Here is a 20,226-nt window from a genome sequence, read left to right as displayed (position 1 = left end):
GATAGTCACTCAGGAAGGGGCTTATGACTCAAAAAATGCAGCATTTCTCGCTTAAAGTGCTGACGATAAACATTCATAAAGGCTTCACAGCATTTAACCGCCGCTTCATTTTACCGGAGCTGCGCGACGCGGTACGCACCGTCAGCGCCGACATTGTCTGCCTGCAGGAAGTGATGGGCGCGCACGACGTGCATCCCCTGCATGTCGAAAACTGGCCCGATACGCCGCACTACGAATTTTTGGCGGATACGATGTGGAGCGATTACGCCTACGGGCGCAACGCGGTCTATCCCGAAGGGCATCACGGCAATGCCGTGCTGTCCCGCTACCCGATTGAGCATTATGAAAATCGCGACGTGTCGGTCGGCGAAAGTGAAAAGCGCGGGTTGCTCTACTGTCGCGTCGCGCCGCCGGACCTGGCCTTTCCGATCCACGTTGGATGCGTTCATCTGGGGCTGCGGGAGGCGCACCGTCAGGCGCAGCTGCAGATGCTGGCCGAGTGGACCAACGCGCTGCCGGAAGGCGAGCCCGTGGTAGTCGCGGGCGATTTTAACGACTGGCGGCAGCGGGCTAACCATCCGCTGAAGGTGGGCGCCGGGCTGGAGGAGATCTTTACCCGCGCCCACGGCAGGCCGGCCCGCACGTTTCCGGTGCGCTTTCCCCTGCTACGCCTCGACCGCATCTACGTGAAAAACGCCCACGCCAGCAGCCCGACCGCCCTGGCGCTGCTTAACTGGCGGCATCTCTCCGATCACGCCCCGCTCAGCGCGGAGATCCACTTATGAAATGTACATGGCAAGAGGGAAACCGGATCGTTCTGCTGGAAAACGGCGACCAGTACTATCCCGCCGTCTTTGAGGCCATCGATCGCGCGCAGCAGAAGGTGATCCTCGAAACCTTTATCTGGTTTGAGGATGAGGTGGGAAAACGGCTGCACGCCGTGCTGCTGCGCGCCGCCCAGCGCGGAATTAAAATTGAGGTTCTGCTGGACGGCTACGGCTCGCCTGACCTCAGCGATGATTTCGTCAACGAGCTGACGTCGGCGGGCGTGGTGTTCCGCTACTACGATCCCGGCCCGCGCCTGTTCGGCATGCGCACCAACCTGTTCCGCCGCATGCACCGCAAGATCGTGGTGGTGGACGAATCCGTGGCCTTTGTCGGCGGGATTAACTACTCCGCCGAGCATATGTCCGACTACGGGCCGGAGGCCAAGCAGGACTACGCCATCCGCATTGAGGGGCCGGTGGTGCAGGACATTCTGCTGTTTGAGCTGGAAAACCTGCCCGGGAAAGAGGCCGTCCGCCGCTGGTGGAAGCGCCGCCACCGCCCCGAGGAGAACCGCAGGCCCGGCGAGGCGCAGGCGCTATTCGTCTGGCGCGATAACGGCGAGCACCGGGACGATATTGAACGCCATTATCTGAAGATGCTGGCCAACGCGAAGCGCGAGGTGATTATCGCCAACGCCTACTTCTTCCCCGGCTACCGCCTGCTGCACGCCATGCGCAACGCGGCCCGGCGCGGCGTGCGGGTGAAGCTAATCGTACAGGGCGAGCCGGACATGCCGATCGTTAAGGTCGGTGCCCGCCTGCTCTACAACTATCTGGTGAAAGGCGGCGTTCAGATCTACGAATACCGCCGCCGTCCGCTGCACGGCAAGGTGGCGCTGATGGACGACCACTGGGCCACCGTTGGCTCCAGCAACCTCGATCCGCTCAGCCTGTCGCTGAACCTGGAAGCGAACCTGATCGTTCACGATCGCCAGTTCAACCAGACGCTTCGGGATAATCTTCACGGGCTTATCGCCAACGACTGCGTGCGCGTGGATGAATCCATGGTGCCGAAGCGCACCTGGTGGAATCTCGGCATCGGCGTGGTGGTGTTCCACTTCCTGCGCCACTTCCCGGCGATGGTGGGCTGGCTGCCCGCGCACACGCCGAAGCTGGAGCTGGTCGATCCGCCGGTACAGCCGGAAATGGAAACCCAGGACCGCGTTGAAGCGGAAGACGGAGGGAAACCCTGATGTCAACATCACATCCGCGCTGGCGGCTGGCAAAGAAAATACTCACCTGGCTGTTCTTCATCGCCGTGGCGGTGCTGCTGGTGGTGTACGCGCAGAAGGTTGACTGGAAGGAGGTGTGGAAAGTTATCCGCAACTACAACCGGACCGTGCTGCTGGGCGCCGCGGGGCTGACGATCGTGAGCTACCTGATCTACGGCTGTTACGACCTGCTTGGCCGCGCCTACTGTGGCCACAAGCTGGCGAAGCGGCAGGTGATGCTGGTGTCGTTTATCTGCTACGCCTTTAACCTGACGCTCAGCACCTGGGTCGGCGGCATTGGCATGCGTTACCGCCTCTACTCGCGTCTGGGGCTGCCGGGCGGCACGATTACCCGCATCTTCTCGCTGAGCATTACCACCAACTGGCTGGGCTATATTCTGCTCGGCGGAGTGATTTTCACCATCAACGTGGTGCAGCTGCCCGCGCACTGGTATATCGATGAATCCACGCTGAGGATTTTGGGCATCGTGCTGCTGCTGATCGTCGCCGCCTACCTCTGGGCCTGCGCCTTCGCAAAGCGTCGTCACGTGACCATCAAGGGGCAAAAGCTGGTGCTGCCCTCGTGGAAGTTCGCGGTGGTGCAGATGGTGGTTTCCAGCGCCAACTGGATGGCGATGGGCGCGATCATCTGGCTGCTGATTGGCGAAGACATTAACTATTTCTTCGTGCTGGGCGTGCTGCTGGTCAGCAGCATTGCCGGGGTTATCGTCCATATTCCGGCGGGGATCGGCGTGCTGGAGGCGGTGTTTATCGCCCTGCTGGCGGGCGAGCACGTCTCGCACGGCACCATTATCGCCGCCCTGCTGGCCTACCGCATGCTGTACTACTTCCTGCCGCTGGCGCTGGCGACGGTGTGCTATCTGGTGCTGGAGAGCCGGGCGAAAAAGCTGCGGGCGAAGAACGAGAAGGCGATGGCGAAATAAAAGCCCCCTCTCCCCAAAGGGGCGAGGGAGCAAAGACTGCACCGAGCTGTCCCCTCTCCCCTTTGGGGAGAGGGTTAGGGTGAGGGGAATAAAACCTTAACGCCGGTTGCCGAAAATCCGCAGCAGCATCAGGAACAGGTTGATAAAGTCCAGATACAGCGTCAGCGCGCCGAGGATGGCGTATTTACGCAGGGTTGACGCGTCGCGCACGTCAATCTGCTCACCGATATTTTTCAGCTTCTGCGTGTCATACGCGGTCAGACCAACGAAGACCACCACCCCGATATAGGTCACGGCCCACATCAGCGCTTCGCTCTTCAGCCACAGGTTTACCAGCGACGCGAGCACGATCCCAATCAGCCCCATAAACAGCATGCTGCCGAAGCCGCTCAGGTCACGCTTGGTGGTGTAGCCGTAAAGGCTCATCGCGCCAAACATCCCGCCGGTGACCACGAAGGTGCTGGCGATTGACGAATAGGTGTAAGCGATAAAGATGCTGGACAGCGTCAGACCCGTCAGCGCCGAATAAAGCATAAACAGCGTGGTCGCCATTCCGGCGCTGAGCTTATGCACCAGGCCTGACAGCACGAACACCAGCGCAAGCTGGGCGATGATCAGCCCAAAGAAGGTGATTTTGCTGGAGAAGATAAACATCATGATCTCCGGCGTGTTCGCCGCATACCACGCGATAAACGCGGTAAGCAGCAGGCCGACCGTCATCCAGCCGTACACCTGAGCCATATACGTCTGCAGCCCGGTACGGGACTGCTGCACTATCGAATCGGAACGCGGAAATCGGTCCATGATTCACTCCTGATTAAGATTAAGTAGACACACGCTTTAAGACTAACACATCCGCGTAAACCTGTTACCAACGGCCGGCGGCTTCTTTATCGCTGTCGCGTGACTCCACCCAGCGGTCGCCTTCCGGCGTCGCTTCGCGCTTCCAGAACGGCGCTTTGGTTTTGAGATAGTCCATGATGAACTCCCCTGCCGCAAAGGCGCTGCCGCGGTGCGCGCTGGTGACGCCAACAAACACAATTTCTTCGCCCGGCCACATTTCGCCGATGCGGTGGATAACGCTCACGCGTCCGAGAGGCCAGCGCCCCCGCGCCTGCTCGACGATCTCCGCGAGAGATTTTTCGGTCATGCCCGGATAGTGCTCCAGCGTCAGCGCCTTCACGCTGTCGCCGAGGTTGTGGTTGCGCACCTTGCCGGTGAAGGTCACAACCGCGCCGTCTTCGTCGCGCTCGGCCAGCCAGTCGTATTCGCTGCCGACGCTGAAGCGATCGCGGCTCACGAGGATTCGGGTTTCAGCCATGTTAGCCTCCCGTGACCGGCGGGAAGAACGCCACTTCATCGCCTGCCGCCAGCGGATGGTTGAAATCGACCAGCGTCTGGTTCACGGCCGCCAGCAGCTTGCCTTCGTCCAGCGCCAGCGCCCAGCGGTCGCCCTGCCCGGCCAGATGGGCACGCAGCGCGGCCACGTTCTCAAACGCACCGTCGACCGTCAGGCTATCGGTATTCACCAGCTCGCGCACCTGGGCAAAAAAGAGCACCTTAATCATGGCTGTCCACCTTAAAATCACCGGATTTGCCGCCGCTTTTCGCCAGCAGGCGCACCGGGCCAATCACCATGTCTTTCTGCACGGCCTTGCACATGTCGTAGATAGTCAGCGCGGCAACGGACGCGGCCGTCAGGGCCTCCATCTCCACGCCGGTTTTCCCGGTCAGGCGGCAGAGGGATTCGATGCGCACGCGATTGTGCTCCGGCTGCGCAGCCAGGTTGACTTCAACCTTGCTGAGCATCAGCGGGTGGCACAGGGGAATAAGGTCCCAGGTGCGCTTCGCGGCCTGGATACCGGCAATGCGGGCGGTGGCGAACACGTCGCCCTTGTGGTGACTGCCGTCGATAATCATCGCCAGCGTCTCCGGCAGCATGGTGACAAACGCTTCGGCGCGCGCCTCGCGCACCGTTTCGGCCTTGGCGGAGACGTCCACCATGTGGGCTTCGCCCGCGGCGTTAATGTGGGTCAGTTGCGACATAGCTTACTTCTTCAAATGAGGATGAAAATTACACGGACGGGTGCGGGCATCAAGCTGCGGGGCGATGATATTTTCCCACGCGTTGCGGCAGGCCTTAGTCGAGCCGGGCATGGCGAATATCAGCGTGCCGTTTGCCACGCCCGCCACGGCGCGCGACTGCAGCGTGGAGGTGCCAATCTCTTCGAACGACAGCATGCGGAACACTTCACCAAAGCCTTCGACCTCGCGATCGAACAGCGGGATCAGCGCCTCGGGAGCCTGATCGCCTGCGGTAAAGCCGGTGCCGCCGGTGATCAGCACCACCTGCACCTCGTCGCTGGCGATCCACTGGGATACCCGGGCGCGAATGGCGTAGCGGTTCTCTTTCACGATGGCTTTATCAACAACGTGGTGTCCGGCGTCGTGCGCCGCGTCGCGCAGCCAGTGGCCGGAGGTGTCATCCTCTTCGCCGCGGCGCTCGGAAACGGTAAGGATAGCAATGCGTGTCGGGATAAATTCTGCGCTTACCTGACTCATCTTCTGGTTCCTTTTTAAAGCTGATTACCCGCCAATGTATGACAGATTTTGCGTAATGCCGGTGTCGCCCTGATGCAGGAAGTGGGTCTGCTTTTTGTGCGTCAGCGCCTCGGAAATGCGCGCTTCAAGCGCCTCCTGCTGGGCGTCGTGTTCCAGCAGATCGCGCAGATCCACGCCGCCGTCGCCGAACAGGCAAAGGTGCAGCTTGCCGACGGAGGAGACGCGCAGGCGGTTGCAGCTGGCGCAGAAGTCTTTCTCATAGGGCATAATCAGCCCGATTTCCCCTTCGTAGTCCGGGTGACAAAAGACCTGGGCCGGGCCGTCGCTGCGCTGGCGAATCTGGTGTATCCAGCCGCGCTTGAGCAGCTCGTCGCGCAGCACCATGCCGGAGATATGATGGCGGCGGAACAGTTCGCTGCCCTCGCCGGTCTCCATCAGCTCAATAAAACGCAGCTGAATGCGGCGCGGCTTGATCCACGCCAGGAAGGTGTCCAGCTGGTGATGGTTAACGTCGCGCATCAGCACCGTGTTGACTTTGACTTTTTCGAAGCCCGCCTCAAACGCCGCGTCGATGCCGTCCATCACCTGCTGGAATTTGTCCTGGCCGGTTATGGCGTGGAACTGGCGCGCGTCGAGACTGTCCACGCTGACGTTAATCGCGGTTAGCCCCGCGTCGCGCCAGCTCGCCACGTCACGCGCCATGCGATAGCCGTTAGTGGTGACGGCGATCTGGCGGATACGCGCGTTTTCACGCACGGCAGCGATGATGTCGGGAAAATCTCGACGAAGAGAAGGTTCACCACCGGTCAGACGGACTTTTTCCGTGCCGAGCTCAGCGAAGGCGCGCGTGACGCGGCGCACCTCATCGACGGAAAGAAAGCCGTTATTGGTGACGCTGCCCGGCTTGTAGCCGTCAGGCAGGCAGTAGGTGCAACGAAAGTTGCATACGTCGGTAATCGACAGACGCAGGTAGTAAAACTTGCGCGCGAAAGCATCAGTGAGTTGTGAAGCCATGTACACCTTTCCAGATACGGGAGGCACAGTCATTTCTTTCTGTACCCTGGTGGCAGATCCGCCACGGCCAGAGCGCCATATCTTCCGACACAGGCGCAAAGGCTAGAGTGTAGGTTTTCAATAATGAAAACAGGTTAAGGCGATAGTAGCGCTTAAATCATCAGTTCGCCATTTTCGCTTTACGCTATATATCTTTATATATAGCGGCACGATTGTGCATTTTCGCTATAGAATACGTAAAACCAGCACTTTCGCATTGATATACATCATTCGCGAGCGGGTGAAGCATCGTCTTTTAGGGGTAGTTAGGTTACTGTTACGCGGATAAATCTCATAAGGAATGTATATGCGCAATCGCACATTGGCGGATCTTGACCGCGTTGTCGCTCTCGGCGGAGGCCACGGGCTGGGGCGCGTCATGTCCTCATTGTCCTCGCTGGGCTCCCGGCTAACGGGCATCGTGACTACCACGGACAACGGCGGCTCGACGGGACGGATTCGACGCGCGGAAGGCGGGATTGCCTGGGGCGATACGCGAAACTGTCTTAACCAGCTTATCACCGAGCCGAGCGTTGCATCCGCCATGTTTGAGTATCGTTTTGGCGGTAACGGCGAACTTTCCGGGCATAACCTCGGAAATTTGATGTTAAAGGCGCTGGACCACCTAAGCGTGCGGCCCCTGGAAGCGATCAATTTAATCCGTAACCTGCTCAAGGTGGACGCGTTTCTGATCCCGATGTCGGAACAACCGGTGGATTTGATGGCCATCGATGCTGAAGGCCATGAAGTTTATGGCGAGGTCAATATCGACCAGCTCATTCACCCGCCTAAAGAGCTGATGACCTATCCGAGCGTGCCCGCCACGCGCGAGGCGGTAGAGGCAATAAGCGAAGCGGATTTGATCCTGATCGGGCCGGGCAGTTTTTACACCAGTCTGATGCCACTCCTGCTGATCAAAGAGCTGGCGCAGGCCCTGCGCAGAACGCCTGCGCCCATGGTCTACGTGGGCAACCTGGGGCGCGAGCTAAGCCCTGCGGCCGCCAGCCTGACGCTGGTGGATAAGCTGGCGCTCATGGAACATTACGTGGGTAAGAAGATTATCGACGGCGTCGTGGTGGGGCCAAACGTTGATGTCTCCGGCATGGAAGGCCGGGTGGTGGTCCAGGAGCCGCTGGAAGCGAGCGATATTATGTATCGTCACGACAGACACCTGCTGCGCGAGGCGCTGGAGAAGGCGGTGCAGGCGCTGGGTTAGGTTTGATTGTGCGGCATGATGCCCTCACCCCGGCCCTCTCCCACAGGGAGAGGGAGAAAACACGCCGCTTTATCTAAGATGCGGCGATGAAAAGATCCCGCAGCTGATGCAGCTGGTCGCGGATTTGCGCCGCCTCTTCGAACTCCAGGTTCTGCGCGTGCTGCATCATCTGTCCTTCCAGCTCGTGGATTTTCTGCTGCAGCGCCTTCGGCGTCAGTACGACGGTATCCTCTTCCACCACCGAACGCGCCTTGCCGCGCCCTTTCGCCTTGGTCTTCGCGATGTTTTGACCCAGCGCCAGAATGTCCACCACCTTCTTGTTCAGGCCCTGCGGCGTAATGCCGTGCTCTTCGTTGTAGCGCTGCTGCTTCTCGCGGCGGCGCTCCGTCTCGCCGATCGCTTTCGCCATCGACGGCGTGATCTTATCGCCGTACAGAATCGCCTTGCCGTTCACGTTACGCGCGGCGCGGCCGATGGTCTGGATCAGCGAGCGCTCGGAGCGCAGGAAGCCCTCTTTGTCGGCGTCCAGAATCGCCACCAGCGAGACTTCCGGCATGTCCAGACCTTCTCGCAGCAGGTTGATGCCGACCAGCACGTCAAACTCGCCGAGGCGCAGGTCGCGGATGATCTCCATACGCTCGACGGTGTCGATGTCCGAGTGCAGGTAGCGCACCTTCTCGCCGTGCTCTTCCAGATATTCGGTCAGGTCTTCCGCCATGCGTTTGGTCAGCGTGGTGACCAGCACGCGCTCGTTAATCGCGGAGCGGGCGCGGATCTCTGAAAGCAGATCGTCCACCTGGGTGGCAACCGGGCGCACCTCGATAATCGGATCGAGCAGCCCCGTCGGACGCACAACCTGATCCACCACGTCGTCGCCGGATTTCTCCAGCTCGTAGTTGCCCGGCGTGGCCGAGACGTAGATCGTCTGCGGCGCGAGCGCCTCAAACTCTTCAAACTTCATCGGACGGTTGTCCAGCGCCGACGGCAGGCGGAAGCCGTACTCCACCAGCGTCTCTTTACGCGCGCGGTCGCCGCGGTACATGCCGCCTATCTGCGGGATCGTCACGTGGGATTCATCAATCACCAGCAGGCCGTCGGCCGGGAGGTAGTCAAACAGCGTCGGCGGCGCTTCGCCCGGCCCGCGGCCTGACAGATAGCGCGAGTAGTTTTCAATGCCGGAGCAGTAGCCCAGCTCGTTCATCATCTCCAGATCGAACTGGGTACGCTGGGTCAGGCGCTGCTCTTCAAGCAGCTTGTTGTTCGCCAGCAGCACCTTACGGCGGTCAGCCAGCTCAACCTTAATCTCTTCCATCGCCTGCACGATACGCTCGCGCGGCGTCACGTAGTGCGTTTTGGGGTAGATGGTAAAGCGCTGGATCACCGACTCAATGTGCCCAGTCAGCGGGTCGAACAGCGACAGCCGCTCAACTTCTTCGTCAAACAGCTCGACGCGCAGCGCCATATCGTCCGACTCCGCCGGGAAGATGTCGATCACCTCGCCGCGCACGCGGAACGTGCCGCGCTGGAATGCCTGATCGTTACGGGCGTACTGCAGCTCGGCCAGACGACGCACGATGGCGCGCTGATCGATGATCATCCCCTGGGTCAGGTGCAGCATCATCTTCAGGTACAGATCCGGATCGCCCAGGCCGTAGATAGCCGACACCGAAGCCACCACAACCACGTCACGACGTTCCAGCAGCGCCTTGGTCGCCGACAGGCGCATCTGCTCGATGTGTTCGTTCACCGAGGCGTCTTTTTCGATAAAGGTGTCAGAGCTTGGAACGTAGGCTTCAGGCTGGTAGTAATCGTAGTAAGAGACGAAATACTCCACCGCGTTTTCCGGGAAGAACTCCTTCATCTCGCCGTAAAGCTGTGCCGCCAGGGTTTTGTTGGGGGCCAGCACCATCGTCGGGCGTTGCAGATCGGCAATCACGTTCGCGACGGTAAACGTTTTACCCGAGCCGGTCACCCCCAGCAGGGTCTGATGCGCCAGCCCATCTTCCAGCCCCTCTTCCAGACGACGAATCGCCTCAGGCTGATCGCCTGAAGGGCGGAAAGCGGAATTCAATTTGAACGGTTTACTCATGGGCAACAACCTGATGACGTAGTAAGCGGCAGACGACTAATTTTACTCGTTGTTGCCAGGAATGCCAGTAAAAAACACTGGATAAAAAACCAGTGGCGTGTAAGGATATTTAGCGTAGCACTGGCCCGGCTAGCGTGTTCCTGATTGAAATTTCAGCTGCGGCAACATAAAACACCGGCATTGATGGGTTATCCCCAAAACATTTCCTTTTTTAACATTTGTCAAGACAGGTAATGAAAGTTTTATGTCCGTTGAAGCGCCTTTCATCAGGGCAATTGCTTTTATTCAACAAATTGAAATTTAAGAGATATTTAACAAAGCCGCGTTTCGCACCAATTTGCGTGAAGGCCGCGTATTCTCTCGCTTCTCGCGTGTTTTCTAACTCTAATGCACATGGTTATCCACAGGAATAGTGGATAACTGCTTCCAGCCCGTATGGCGCGGTGCTCGGCAAATTCCCGGTTTTTCCCACGAAGCGGCGCTAAAAAATTTTTATCACTCTTTTTTGATGATGATTAGCCATTTCATTCATAACCCGCCGGTGAGATCTTACTCACAACTCCGCGATCCGAACGTCAGGCAAAGGGGAATAACGTGACCCGAGGCCACGTTATCGCGAACAGCGCTTATCGTGCAGACGGCAGCGGGCTGAGGTCAAGATAGCGACCGGTTTCCGCCTCCTCCGCGCCGTCGGCAAGCCACGGGATTTCGCCCAGGCACGGCGCGGGCAGAACCCGGTTCAGGGTCTCGAGATATTCCTGATGGCGCCTGCCGGGCGGCACGACGTCGTTGGCGACCCAGCCCGCCAGCGTTAAGCCGGCCTGCTGAATCGCCTGCGCGGTTAGCATCGCGTGGTTAATACAGCCCAGCTTCACGCCTACCACCAGAATGACCGGAAGCCGCTCTGACTGCACCCAGTCGGCAAAGGTCTGCGCCTCCGAGAGCGGCGTGAACCAGCCCCCGGCCCCTTCCACCAGCACCCACTCCGCGCGAGCCTCAAGCGCGCGCAGGCCCGCAGACATGACGGCGAAATCAATCGGCCGGCCTTCGTCGGCGCTAACGATGTGCGGCGAGGTCGGCTCCGCGAAGGTGTACGGATTTACCGCCGCGTAGTCCAGCCCGACGCTGCTGTTGCGCTGCAGGGCCAGCGCGTCGGTATTGCGCAGCCCCTCGGGCGTCATCTCGCTGCCGGAGGCGACGGGCTTATACCCTGCGGTCGTACGTCCAAGAAGACGCGCCGCCTGCAGCAGCGCGGCGCTGGCAACCGTTTTGCCCACTTCCGTATCGGTGCCGGTGACAAAATAGCGTTCAGTCACGTTCAATAATCCCATGAAAAAGTTGATAAGAGAGCGGGAAGCTGCCCCCCCGCTGCGGCCACGCCAGCTCAAGCCGCTGCAGCTGCCCGCGGGTGAGCGGCTTTGGCGCCCGCCCGGCGTGCAGGTGCGTGGCGCCGATGCCCTTTAGCGAGCGCATGGCGCTCAGGGGGTCGCTAAAGTCGAGCGTGATGGTCTGCACCTCGGCGCGATAGCGTCGGCCTGCCAGCGCCTGCACCACACTCTCGTGCGATAAAAACCGGTTCGCGTGCTCGCGCCCGTCTACGGCCCGCCACGCCTCGTTTAGCTCCGGAAGCGAGCTCTCAAGAAGCGTGGTGAAGGCCACCTTCCCGCCCGGACGCGCGACGCGATACAGCTCGCCCAGCGCCTGCGGCAGGCTGCTGCACCACTGCACCGCCAGATGGCTCCAGACCAAATCAAACTGCGCGTCCGCCAGCGGAATGGCTTCGATATCGGCCGCCAGATAGCGGTCCGCCGACTGCTGCTGGCGCGCCTCGTCGAGCATCTGCTCGGAGAGATCGATGGCCGTGACCCGGCTTCCCGCCGCGCGCCAGTAGCGGCTGTTGCTCCCCGGCCCGCAGCCCGCGTCCAGCACCTCAGAAAAATGCCCTTCCCCCAGCGCCGCGATAAGCCCCTGCGCGCTCTGGCGCTGCAGCGCGTCGTGCTGCGAATAGCTCTGCGCGGCCCGGCCAAACGCCGCGGCGATCGCCTGCTTATTGACGGATGACATGCAGCACCTCCAGCAGGGCATCGATGTCCTGCGCCTCGTGCGTCGCCGTCAGCGTCAGGCGCAGGCGCGCGGTGCCCGACGGCACGGTGGGCGGGCGGATAGCGGTCGCCCACATCCCGCCGTCGCGCAGGGTTTGCGCCAGCGCCAGCGCCCGATCGTTTTCGCCGACGATAACGGGCTGAATGGCGCTCTGAGAATCAGTGACCTGCAGCGCCAGCGCCTGTGCTCCCTGGCGAAAGCGGCGAATGCGGTCGGCAAGGCGCAGACGGCGCTCCTCGCCCTCGGCGCTGCGGATCACGTTCACCGACGCGGAAAGCGCCACGGCCTGCGCGGGCGGCATGCTGGTGCTGTAGATCAGGTGGCGGGCAAACTGCAGCAGGTAGTCGGCCACCGGCTCGCTGCACAGCACCGCCGCGCCGCTGACGCCAACGCCTTTGCCGAACGTGACGACCAGCAGCTCCGGCTTCACCTTTTGCTGCCAGGCGCTGCCGCGGCCTTCTTCCCCCACGACGCCGATCCCGTGGGCATCGTCCACCATCAGCCAGGCGTGATGCTGCCGGGCGGCGGCGTGAAGAGCCTCGAGCGGCGCGCAGTCGCCGTCCATGCTGAACACCCCTTCCGTCACCGCCAGCCGGAGTCCGGCGCAGGGCTTCGCCAGCAGGGTGCGCATCTGCGCGTCGTCGTTGTGCGCAAACCGGCGCAGCTGCGCCGGGCTAAGGCTTGCCGCTTCGAGCAGAGACGCATGGCTCAGGCGGTCTGCGACGATGCGGTCGTCTTTGTCCATCAGCGCGGCAATCACCGCCTGGTTGGCGGCGAAGCCGGAGATAAACAGCAGCGCGCGCGGGTAGCCCAGCCAGTCGGCAAGCTGCTCCTCGAGCGCCCGGTGCGCGGTGGTGTAGCCGCTGACGTGGCCGGAGCCGCCGCTGCCCACGCCATAGCGCTCGGCCCCCTGCTGCCAGGCGCGGATAATCTGCGGATGCTGGCTGAGGCCCAGGTAGTCATTGCTGGAGAAATTGCAGTACCGCCTGCCCTCACGCACCAGAAAACGGCCCGCGCCGCTTTCCACCGCGCTGCGCGTGCGGAACGCGTCGGCCGCCCGGCGCGCGTTCAGGGCGGCGTCGATTCGCGCCTGCCAGGTCATAGCGCTGCCGCGTTGTAGAACTGTTCGGTGTCGGCGTTGAAAATTTGCTGCTCAAGCTGCTGCTGCTGTTCGTTGTCGCCGGTCAGCACCTCGGTCTGGTGCGGGTTCAGCCCCAGCTTGCGGAACAGCTGAACGTCTTTATCCTCTTCCGGGTTTGGCGTGGTTAGCAGCTTGCAGCCGTAGAAAATGGAGTTTGCCCCCGCCATAAAGCACATCGCCTGGGTCTGCTCGCTCATCTGCTCGCGGCCCGCGGAGAGGCGCACGTACGAGGTTGGCATCATGATGCGCGCCACGGCGATGGTGCGGATAAAATCAAACGCGTCCACGTCGTCGTTATCCGCCAGCGGCGTGCCTTTCACCTTCACCAGCATGTTGATCGGCACGCTTTCCGGCGGCGTCGGCAGGTTGGCCAGCTGGAGCAGCAGGCCCGCGCGGTCTTTTACCGTTTCGCCCAGCCCCACGATGCCGCCGGAGCAGACCTTGATGCCCGCGTCGCGCACCTTGTCGAGGGTGTCCAGGCGCTCCTGATAGGTGCGCGTGGTGATGATGTTGCCGTAAAACTCCGGCGAGGTGTCGAGGTTGTGGTTGTAGTAGTCCAGACCGGCCGCGGAGAGGCGCTGCGCCTGCTCCTCGTTCAGCGTGCCGAGCGTCATGCAGGCCTCAAGCCCCATCTCCTTCACGCCCTTCACCATCTGCTCCAGGTACGGCATGTCGCGGTCGTGCGGGTTTTTCCACGCCGCCCCCATGCAGAAGCGGGTCGAACCGGCGTTCTTCGCTTTTCGCGCCGAGTCGAGCACCTGCTCCACCTCCATCAGGCGCTCGGATTCGAGGCCGGTTTTGTAGCGCGCGCTTTGCGGGCAATACTTGCAGTCTTCCGGGCAGGCGCCGGTCTTGATTGACAGCAGCGTGCTGACCTGCACATGGCGAGGATCGAAGTGCTGACGGTGGACCTGCTGCGCTTCAAACATCAGCTCCAGGAACGGTTTATTGAATAATTCAGTGACTTGCGACATCGTCCAGCGTGCGTGGTGAGCCATTGGGCTTCTCCAAAGGGTTTTGTTAATTGTCGGTTCGGTTTATACTCGTAAACCTAAAACTTTTCAAAATGGTTTACAAGTCGATTATGACCCCGGACGATCTCGCCTTCGACACGCAGCATATCTGGCACCCCTACACCTCCACCACTCGCCCTCTGCCCGTCTATCCGGTCGCCTCCGCGCGCGGCTGCGAGCTGCATCTCGCCAGCGGCGAGCGGCTCGTCGACGGGATGTCCTCCTGGTGGGCCGCGATTCACGGGTACAACCACCCGCGGCTGAACGCGGCGATGAAGGCGCAGATTGACCAGATGTCGCACGTGATGTTTGGCGGCATTACCCATCAGCCCGCCATAGACCTGTGCCGCCGCCTGGTGGCGATGACGCCGGACGCGCTGGAGTGCGTGTTCCTCGCCGACTCCGGCTCCGTTGCCGTTGAGGTGGCGATGAAAATGGCGTTGCAGTACTGGCACGCCAAGGGCGAGACCCGCCAGCGGTTCCTCACCTTCCGCAACGGCTACCACGGCGATACCTTCGGCGCGATGTCGGTCTGCGATCCGGACAACTCCATGCACAGCCTGTGGAAGGGCTACCTGCCGGATAATCTGTTTGCCCCCGCGCCGCAGAGCCGCTTCGACGGCGAATGGGACGAGGCGGACATGGTCGGCTTCGCGCGGCTGATGGCGGCGCATCGCCACGAGATTGCGGCCGTGATTCTGGAGCCGATCGTGCAGGGCGCGGGCGGCATGCGCATGTATCATCCGGAGTGGCTCAGGCGCATCCGTAAGATGTGCGACCGCGAGGGGATTCTGCTGATTGCCGATGAGATCGCCACCGGGTTTGGCCGCACCGGCAGGCTGTTTGCCTGCGAGCACGCGGGGATTTCGCCGGATATTCTGTGCCTCGGAAAAGCGCTGACCGGCGGCACCATGACGCTCTCCGCCACGCTCGCCACGCGCGGCGTTGCCGACACCATCAGCGACGGCGAAGCGGGCTGCTTTATGCACGGCCCAACGTTTATGGGCAACCCGCTGGCCTGCGCGGTCGCCAGCGAAAGCCTCGCCATTCTCGAGAGCGGCGAGTGGCGGGCGCAGGTCGCGTCCATTGAGGCGCAGCTCAAGGAGGAGCTGCGCGCAGCCGCCGATTCTGCACACGTTGCGGACGTGCGCGTGCTGGGCGCCATTGGCGTGATTGAGACGCACCGGCCGGTAAACATGGCGGCCCTGCAGCGCTTCTTCGTCGAGCAGGGCGTATGGGTGCGTCCTTTCGGCAGGCTGATTTACCTGATGCCGCCGTATGTGATTACCCCGGAGCAGCTGCGTAAATTGACGGCCGCGGTCGTTACAGCCGTTAACATTCCCGCGCATTACACGATCTAACCCGATGCGTTACACTTCGTGAACGAGCGATTAACGAGGTAAACCGTATGAAAATCATCAGTAAAGATCTGCGCGACGGGGAGAAACTGCCGGAACGCCACGTTTTCAACGGCATGGGCTATCAAGGCGATAATATTTCCCCGCACCTGGCGTGGGATGAGGTGCCGGCCGGAACCAAAAGCTTCGTGGTGACCTGCTACGACCCGGACGCGCCGACCGGCTCCGGCTGGTGGCACTGGATCGTTGCCAACCTTCCCGCCGACACGCGCGTGCTGCCGCAGGGTTCAGGCTCTGACCTGGTTGCCCTGCCGGAGGGCGCGATTCAGACCCGCACCGACTTTGGCAAAGCGGGCTACGGCGGCGCCGCGCCGCCGAAGGGCGAAACGCACCGCTATATCTTTACGGTTCACGCGCTGGACGTGGAGAAGATTGAGGTAGACGAAGGGGCGAGCGGCGCGATGGTCGGGTTTAACGTGCATTTCCACTCGTTGGGCAGCGCGTCGATTACGGCGATGTACTCGTAACAGTGCGGGCTGATGGCCCCTCACCCTAACCCTCTCCCCATAGGGGAGAGGGGACTTCAACACCCTCTCCCCTATGGGGAGAGGGCTGGGGTGAGGGGAAAATCACAGCACGGAAGGCATTAATCCCACCAGCCGTCCCTCTTCCAGAAGCTGCATCGCCTTATCAATATCCGGCGCAAAGAAGCGGTCGTCGTCGTAGTGCGCAACGTGCTCGCGCAGCGCCTGACGCGCCTGCTCCAGCAGCGGGCTGGATTTTAGCCCCTCGCGCAGGTCGATCCCCTGACAGGCGGCAAGCCATTCCACCGCCAGCACGCCGCGGGTGTTTGACGCCATTTCCCACAGGCGACGTCCGGCGGCAGGCGCCATCGAGACGTGATCCTCCTGGTTCGCCGAGGTCGGCAGGCTGTCCACGCTGTGCGGATGGGAGAGCGCTTTATTCTCGCTCGCCAGCGCCGCCGCGGTAACCTGCGCAATCATAAAGCCAGAGTTCACGCCGCCGTTGCGTACGAGGAACGGCGGCAGCTGGGACATATGCTTGTCCATCATCAGCGCGATGCGGCGCTCGGATAAGGCCCCGATTTCGGCAATCGCCAGCGCGATATTATCCGCCGCCATCGCCACCGGCTCGGCGTGGAAGTTACCGCCGGATACCACCTCGTTTTCCTGAGCGAATACAAGCGGGTTGTCCGACACCGCGTTGGCTTCGACCAGCAGCACCTCCGCCGCCTGTCGCAGCTGCGTCAGGCATGCGCCCATCACCTGCGGCTGGCAGCGCAGCGAGTAAGGGTCCTGAACTTTCTCACAGTTATGGTGAGACTCGGCAATCTCGCTGGCGTCGGTCAGCAGATGGCGATACATCGCCGCCGCGTCAATCTGGCCGCGCTGGCCGCGCACCGCGTGAATGCGGGCGTCAAACGGACGCCGCGAGCCCAGCACCGCCTCCGTGGTGAGCGCGCCGCACGCCACCGCCGAGGCAAAGAGATCTTCCGCTTCAAACAGGCCGCGCAGCGCAAAGGCGGTAGACGCCTGGGTGCCGTTAAGCAGCGCCAGCCCCTCTTTTGCCGCCAGGGTAATGGGCGTTAACCCCGCCTTTTGCAGCGCCTCTTTGGCGGGCAGCCACTCCCCCTGCCAGCGGGCTTTGCCTTCACCCAACAGCAGGAGCGACATATGCGCCAGCGGGGCCAGATCGCCGGACGCGCCGACGGAGCCTTTCGCCGGTATCCACGGGTAGACGTTCGCGTTGACCAGCGCCATCAGCGCCTCGATCACGCTCAGGCGAATCCCCGAGAAGCCGCGCGCCAGGCTGTTGATTTTGAGCACCATCATCAGGCGAACAATTTCATCGTCCAGCGGCTGACCCACGCCCGCCGCGTGCGACAGCACCAGCGAACGCTGTAAATTTTCCAGGTCGTGGTTTGCGATGCGCGTCTGCGCCAGCAGGCCAAAACCGGTGTTAATGCCGTAGGCGGTACGCCCTTCGGCAACGATCGCCTCTACGCAGGCGACGCTGTCGCTAATGGCCGCATGGGCGCTTTCGTCAAGCGAAAGGGTAACCGGCTGACGCCAGACGCCGCGCAGCTGTTTGAGCGTCAGCGAGCCGGGAGTAAGTGTTAAGGCGTTCATCAATGCTTTCCTTGTGTGGCAGGGACCATCGGCAGGTTTAACCCCTGCTCTTCGGCACATTCAATCGCAATCTCGTAGCCCGCATCCGCGTGGCGCATCACGCCGGTGGCCGGGTCGTTGTGCAGCACGCGGGCGATGCGCGCCGCCGCCTCGTCGGTTCCGTCGCAGACAATGACCATTCCCGAATGCTGGGAGAAGCCCATCCCCACGCCGCCGCCGTGGTGTAAAGATACCCAGGTTGCGCCGCTGGCGGTGTTCAGCAGCGCGTTGAGCAGCGGCCAGTCGGAGACCGCATCGGAGCCGTCGCGCATGGCTTCGGTTTCGCGGTTCGGGCTGGCCACGGAGCCGGAGTCCAGGTGGTCGCGGCCGATGACGATCGGCGCGGAGACTTCACCGCTGCGCACCATTTCGTTAAAGGCCAGGCCGAGCTTTTGACGCCACGCCAGCCCGACCCAGCAGATGCGCGCCGGCAGGCCCTGGAAGTTAATGCGCTCCCGGGCCATGTCCAGCCAGCGGTGCAGGTGTTCGTCGTCGGCGATGATTTCCTTCACCTTCGCGTCGGTTTTATAGATATCTTCCGGGTCGCCGGAGAGGGCAACCCAGCGGAACGGGCCGATGCCGCGGCAGAACAGCGGGCGAATATAGGCAGGCACGAAGCCGGGGAAATCAAAGGCATCGGAGACGCCCATCTCTTTTGCCATCTGGCGAATATTGTTGCCGTAGTCAAAGGTCGGGATGCCCATCCGGCTGAAGGCCAGCATGGCGGAGACGTGTTCTGCCATGGAGCGTTTTGCGGCGAGCACCGTGCCCTCCGGGTCGGTTTCCGCTTTTTGCTGATAGGCTTCCCACGTCCAGCCTTTCGGCAGGTAGCCGTGCAGCGGATCGTGGGCGCTGGTCTGGTCGGTAACCAGATCCGGGCGCACGCCGCGGGCAACCAGCTCAGGCAGAACGTCCGCCGCGTTGCCGCACAGGGCAATCGACACCGCTTTGCCCTCGGCGGTGTATTTTTTGATCCGCGCCAGCGCGTCGTCCAGATCGCTCGCCTGCTCGTCCACGTAGCGGGTGCGCAGGCGGAAATCGATGCGGCTCTGCTGGCATTCAATATTGAGCGAGCAGGCGCCCGCCAGGGTAGCGGCCAGCGGCTGCGCGCCGCCCATGCCGCCGAGGCCTGCGGTCAGCACCCAGCGCCCTTTCAGCGAGCCGCCGTAGTGCTGGCGGCCGGCCTCAACGAAGGTTTCGTAGGTGCCCTGCACAATGCCCTGGCTGCCGATATAGATCCAGCTTCCCGCCGTCATCTGGCCGTACATCGCCAGCCCTTTAGCATCCAGCTCGTTGAAGTGCTCCCACGTCGCCCAGTGCGGCACCAGGTTGGAGTTGGCGATCAGCACGCGCGGCGCGTTTTTGTGGGTCTTAAAGACGCCGACCGGCTTGCCGGACTGCACCAGCAGGGTTTCGTCGTTTTCGAGATGGGTCAGCGCGTTAACAATGGCGTCATAGCATTCCCAGCTGCGCGCGGCGCGGCCGATGCCGCCGTAAACCACCAGCTCGTGGGGATTTTCCGCCACGTCAGGATCGAGGTTGTTCATCAACATGCGCAGCGGCGCTTCGGTGAGCCAGCTTTTCGCGGTGAGCGTGGTGCCGCGCGGGGCGCGGATATCCTGCTGGCGGTATTTACCTGACGACATTGTGTGCTCCTCATGGGGGACGGATGATACAAATAGATATACTTGTATAGACAACCACACACAAGGCGAAATTTAACAAAAAAGATACAATTTTGTTATATTGCGTTAGCTATCACGCTTTTAGCGCTTATGACATGAAATGGCCCTGCAGCCGGTAGCGGTTGCCCGGGAACAGCAGCCTGGCGTGGGAAATGATATGCGAAGATGACCAGGTGCGGCGGCGGATCAGCAGGCACGGATCGTGCTCCTTTATGCGCAGCCATTCGCACTCCTGCGGCGCGGCCCTTACGGCCTCGACGATGTGCTCCCCTTCCGTCAGCGGCGCGATGCGCGAGAGATACGCGTGCGGCGTGGTCTGGGTGTAATCCTGCTCAAGGTACTCCGGCACGCGCCCGGCGTTGACGCAGCGATCCTCAATCTGTACCGGCACGTCGTTCTCATAGTGGATCATCAGCGAATGGAATATCCGCGTGCCCTCTTTGACGTTCAGCTGCAGAGCCTGCTCGGCGCTCGCCTGCGTTTCCTCCAGCACCAGCACCTCGCAGCGGTGCCTGTGGTTGCGCGCGGCAATTTCGTCAGCGATGCTGCGGATTTCAAACAGCGCGGACTGCCCCTTCGGCTCGGCGACAAAGGTGCCGACGCCCTGCAGGCGCACCAGCAGCCCTTCGTCCGTCAGCTCGCGCAGGGCGCGGTTGACCGTCATCCGGCTATAGCCAAACTGCGCCACCAGCTCGGCTTCCGACGGTATGCGGTCGTGCGGGCGAAGCGTGCCGGAGGCGATTTTTTCGCCGATCGCCTGCTTAATCTTTTCGTAAAAAGGCACGGGCGGGCTGGGCTGCGGTGAGCGTGAAAACATAGTGACTCCTGAACGTAA

20 protein-coding genes and 1 riboswitch are annotated in these 20,226 nt (G+C 61.7%); of the genes, 6 read left to right on the top strand and 14 right to left on the bottom strand.

Annotation, left to right across the window (positions count from 1 at the left end; genetic code table 11):
- The first annotated feature begins 23 nt into the window (after window positions 1–23).
- The 3 genes from V1599_RS09385 to V1599_RS09375 are packed head-to-tail and all read left to right on the top strand — an operon-like array spanning window position 24 to window position 2,982.
- Window positions 24–785, top strand: coding sequence for an endonuclease/exonuclease/phosphatase family protein (locus V1599_RS09385; RefSeq protein ID WP_112011418.1), 762 nt, complete (start codon window positions 24–26; stop codon window positions 783–785).
- On the top strand, window positions 782–2,020 hold the full coding sequence (clsB, locus tag V1599_RS09380) for a cardiolipin synthase ClsB (RefSeq protein WP_395301423.1): 1,239 nt from the start codon (window positions 782–784) through the stop codon (window positions 2,018–2,020). The genes V1599_RS09385 and clsB overlap by 4 nt, the downstream gene beginning before the upstream one ends.
- Window positions 2,020–2,982 carry a YbhN family protein gene (locus V1599_RS09375; RefSeq protein ID WP_112011420.1) on the top strand — a complete coding sequence of 321 codons (963 nt, stop codon included), beginning with the start codon at window positions 2,020–2,022 and terminating at the stop codon, window positions 2,980–2,982. Before clsB ends, V1599_RS09375 begins: the two co-directional genes overlap by 1 nt.
- Before the next feature lie 96 nt (window positions 2,983–3,078).
- Here the strand turns inward: V1599_RS09375 and V1599_RS09370 are convergent, their stop codons facing one another.
- From V1599_RS09370 to moaA, 6 genes are all read right to left on the bottom strand, one after another.
- A complete protein-coding gene (locus V1599_RS09370; RefSeq protein WP_112011421.1) occupies window positions 3,079–3,786 on the bottom strand; it encodes a Bax inhibitor-1/YccA family protein in 708 nt (235 codons plus the stop codon).
- A gap of 64 nt (window positions 3,787–3,850) precedes the next feature.
- The gene (gene moaE / locus V1599_RS09365; protein ID WP_112011422.1) at window positions 3,851–4,303 is read right to left on the bottom strand and encodes a molybdopterin synthase catalytic subunit MoaE; all 453 of its coding nucleotides are present in this window, start codon (window positions 4,301–4,303) and stop codon (window positions 3,851–3,853) included.
- Window position 4,304: 1 nt separating this feature from the next.
- Complete coding sequence (gene moaD, locus V1599_RS09360; protein WP_112011423.1) at window positions 4,305–4,550, bottom strand: molybdopterin synthase sulfur carrier subunit; 246 nt, start codon at window positions 4,548–4,550, stop codon at window positions 4,305–4,307.
- Window positions 4,543–5,028: a cyclic pyranopterin monophosphate synthase MoaC gene (moaC, locus tag V1599_RS09355; protein WP_112011424.1), complete on the bottom strand. Its 486-nt coding sequence runs from the start codon at window positions 5,026–5,028 to the stop codon at window positions 4,543–4,545. The genes moaD and moaC overlap by 8 nt, the downstream gene beginning before the upstream one ends.
- Before the next feature lie 3 nt (window positions 5,029–5,031).
- Window positions 5,032–5,544 carry a molybdenum cofactor biosynthesis protein B gene (gene moaB / locus V1599_RS09350; RefSeq protein WP_395301422.1) on the bottom strand — a complete coding sequence of 171 codons (513 nt, stop codon included), beginning with the start codon at window positions 5,542–5,544 and terminating at the stop codon, window positions 5,032–5,034.
- 24 nt (window positions 5,545–5,568) lie between these two features.
- Window positions 5,569–6,558 (bottom strand): GTP 3',8-cyclase MoaA, encoded by a 990-nt coding sequence (moaA, locus tag V1599_RS09345; protein WP_112011426.1) that lies wholly within the window; start codon window positions 6,556–6,558, stop codon window positions 5,569–5,571.
- Window positions 6,546–6,680: riboswitch (molybdenum cofactor riboswitch) on the bottom strand. (Overlaps the previous gene by 13 nt.)
- 224 nt (window positions 6,681–6,904) lie before the next feature.
- On the opposite strand from moaA, the gene yvcK reads away from it, so the two are divergent.
- Window positions 6,905–7,813: a uridine diphosphate-N-acetylglucosamine-binding protein YvcK gene (gene yvcK, locus V1599_RS09340; protein ID WP_395301421.1), complete on the top strand. Its 909-nt coding sequence runs from the start codon at window positions 6,905–6,907 to the stop codon at window positions 7,811–7,813.
- A 73-nt stretch (window positions 7,814–7,886) separates the two neighbouring features.
- Here the strand turns inward: yvcK and uvrB are convergent, their stop codons facing one another.
- From uvrB to bioB, 5 genes are all read right to left on the bottom strand, one after another.
- A complete protein-coding gene (gene uvrB / locus V1599_RS09335) occupies window positions 7,887–9,902 on the bottom strand; it encodes an excinuclease ABC subunit UvrB (protein ID WP_395301420.1) in 2,016 nt (671 codons plus the stop codon).
- A 626-nt stretch (window positions 9,903–10,528) separates the two neighbouring features.
- Window positions 10,529–11,218, bottom strand: coding sequence for a dethiobiotin synthase (bioD, locus tag V1599_RS09330; RefSeq protein ID WP_181573232.1), 690 nt, complete (start codon window positions 11,216–11,218; stop codon window positions 10,529–10,531).
- On the bottom strand, window positions 11,211–11,966 hold the full coding sequence (gene bioC / locus V1599_RS09325; RefSeq protein WP_395301419.1) for a malonyl-ACP O-methyltransferase BioC: 756 nt from the start codon (window positions 11,964–11,966) through the stop codon (window positions 11,211–11,213). The genes bioD and bioC overlap by 8 nt, the downstream gene beginning before the upstream one ends.
- On the bottom strand, window positions 11,950–13,107 hold the full coding sequence (gene bioF / locus V1599_RS09320; RefSeq protein ID WP_112011432.1) for an 8-amino-7-oxononanoate synthase: 1,158 nt from the start codon (window positions 13,105–13,107) through the stop codon (window positions 11,950–11,952). The genes bioC and bioF overlap by 17 nt, the downstream gene beginning before the upstream one ends.
- Entirely contained in the window at window positions 13,104–14,144 is a 1,041-nt protein-coding gene (bioB, locus tag V1599_RS09315) for a biotin synthase BioB (RefSeq protein ID WP_395301418.1), read from the bottom strand. The genes bioF and bioB overlap by 4 nt, the downstream gene beginning before the upstream one ends.
- Before the next feature lie 68 nt (window positions 14,145–14,212).
- Here bioB and bioA point away from each other — a divergent pair, with 68 nt between their 5' ends.
- Window positions 14,213–15,520 carry an adenosylmethionine--8-amino-7-oxononanoate transaminase gene (bioA, locus tag V1599_RS09310; protein WP_395301417.1) on the top strand — a complete coding sequence of 436 codons (1,308 nt, stop codon included), beginning with the start codon at window positions 14,213–14,215 and terminating at the stop codon, window positions 15,518–15,520.
- Between the two features lie 47 nt (window positions 15,521–15,567).
- The gene (locus V1599_RS09305) at window positions 15,568–16,044 is read left to right on the top strand and encodes a kinase inhibitor (protein WP_008501131.1); all 477 of its coding nucleotides are present in this window, start codon (window positions 15,568–15,570) and stop codon (window positions 16,042–16,044) included.
- Window positions 16,045–16,146: 102 nt separating this feature from the next.
- Here V1599_RS09305 and hutH read toward each other — a convergent pair whose 3' ends face one another.
- The 3 genes from hutH to V1599_RS09290 form a co-directional block, all read right to left on the bottom strand.
- The gene (gene hutH, locus V1599_RS09300; RefSeq protein ID WP_395301416.1) at window positions 16,147–17,667 is read right to left on the bottom strand and encodes a histidine ammonia-lyase; all 1,521 of its coding nucleotides are present in this window, start codon (window positions 17,665–17,667) and stop codon (window positions 16,147–16,149) included.
- Entirely contained in the window at window positions 17,667–19,352 is a 1,686-nt protein-coding gene (hutU, locus tag V1599_RS09295) for a urocanate hydratase (RefSeq protein ID WP_297119059.1), read from the bottom strand. The genes hutH and hutU overlap by 1 nt, the downstream gene beginning before the upstream one ends.
- A 127-nt stretch (window positions 19,353–19,479) precedes the next feature.
- Window positions 19,480–20,208: a histidine utilization repressor gene (locus V1599_RS09290; RefSeq protein WP_112011437.1), complete on the bottom strand. Its 729-nt coding sequence runs from the start codon at window positions 20,206–20,208 to the stop codon at window positions 19,480–19,482.
- Between the last annotated feature and the right edge of the window lie 18 nt (window positions 20,209–20,226).

This window comes from Enterobacter sp. ECC-175, assembly GCF_043968675.1.
GTDB lineage: Bacteria > Pseudomonadota > Gammaproteobacteria > Enterobacterales > Enterobacteriaceae > Enterobacter.
Note: the sequence above shows the minus strand (reverse complement) of the source record. Positions and strands in the feature narration are given on the sequence as shown.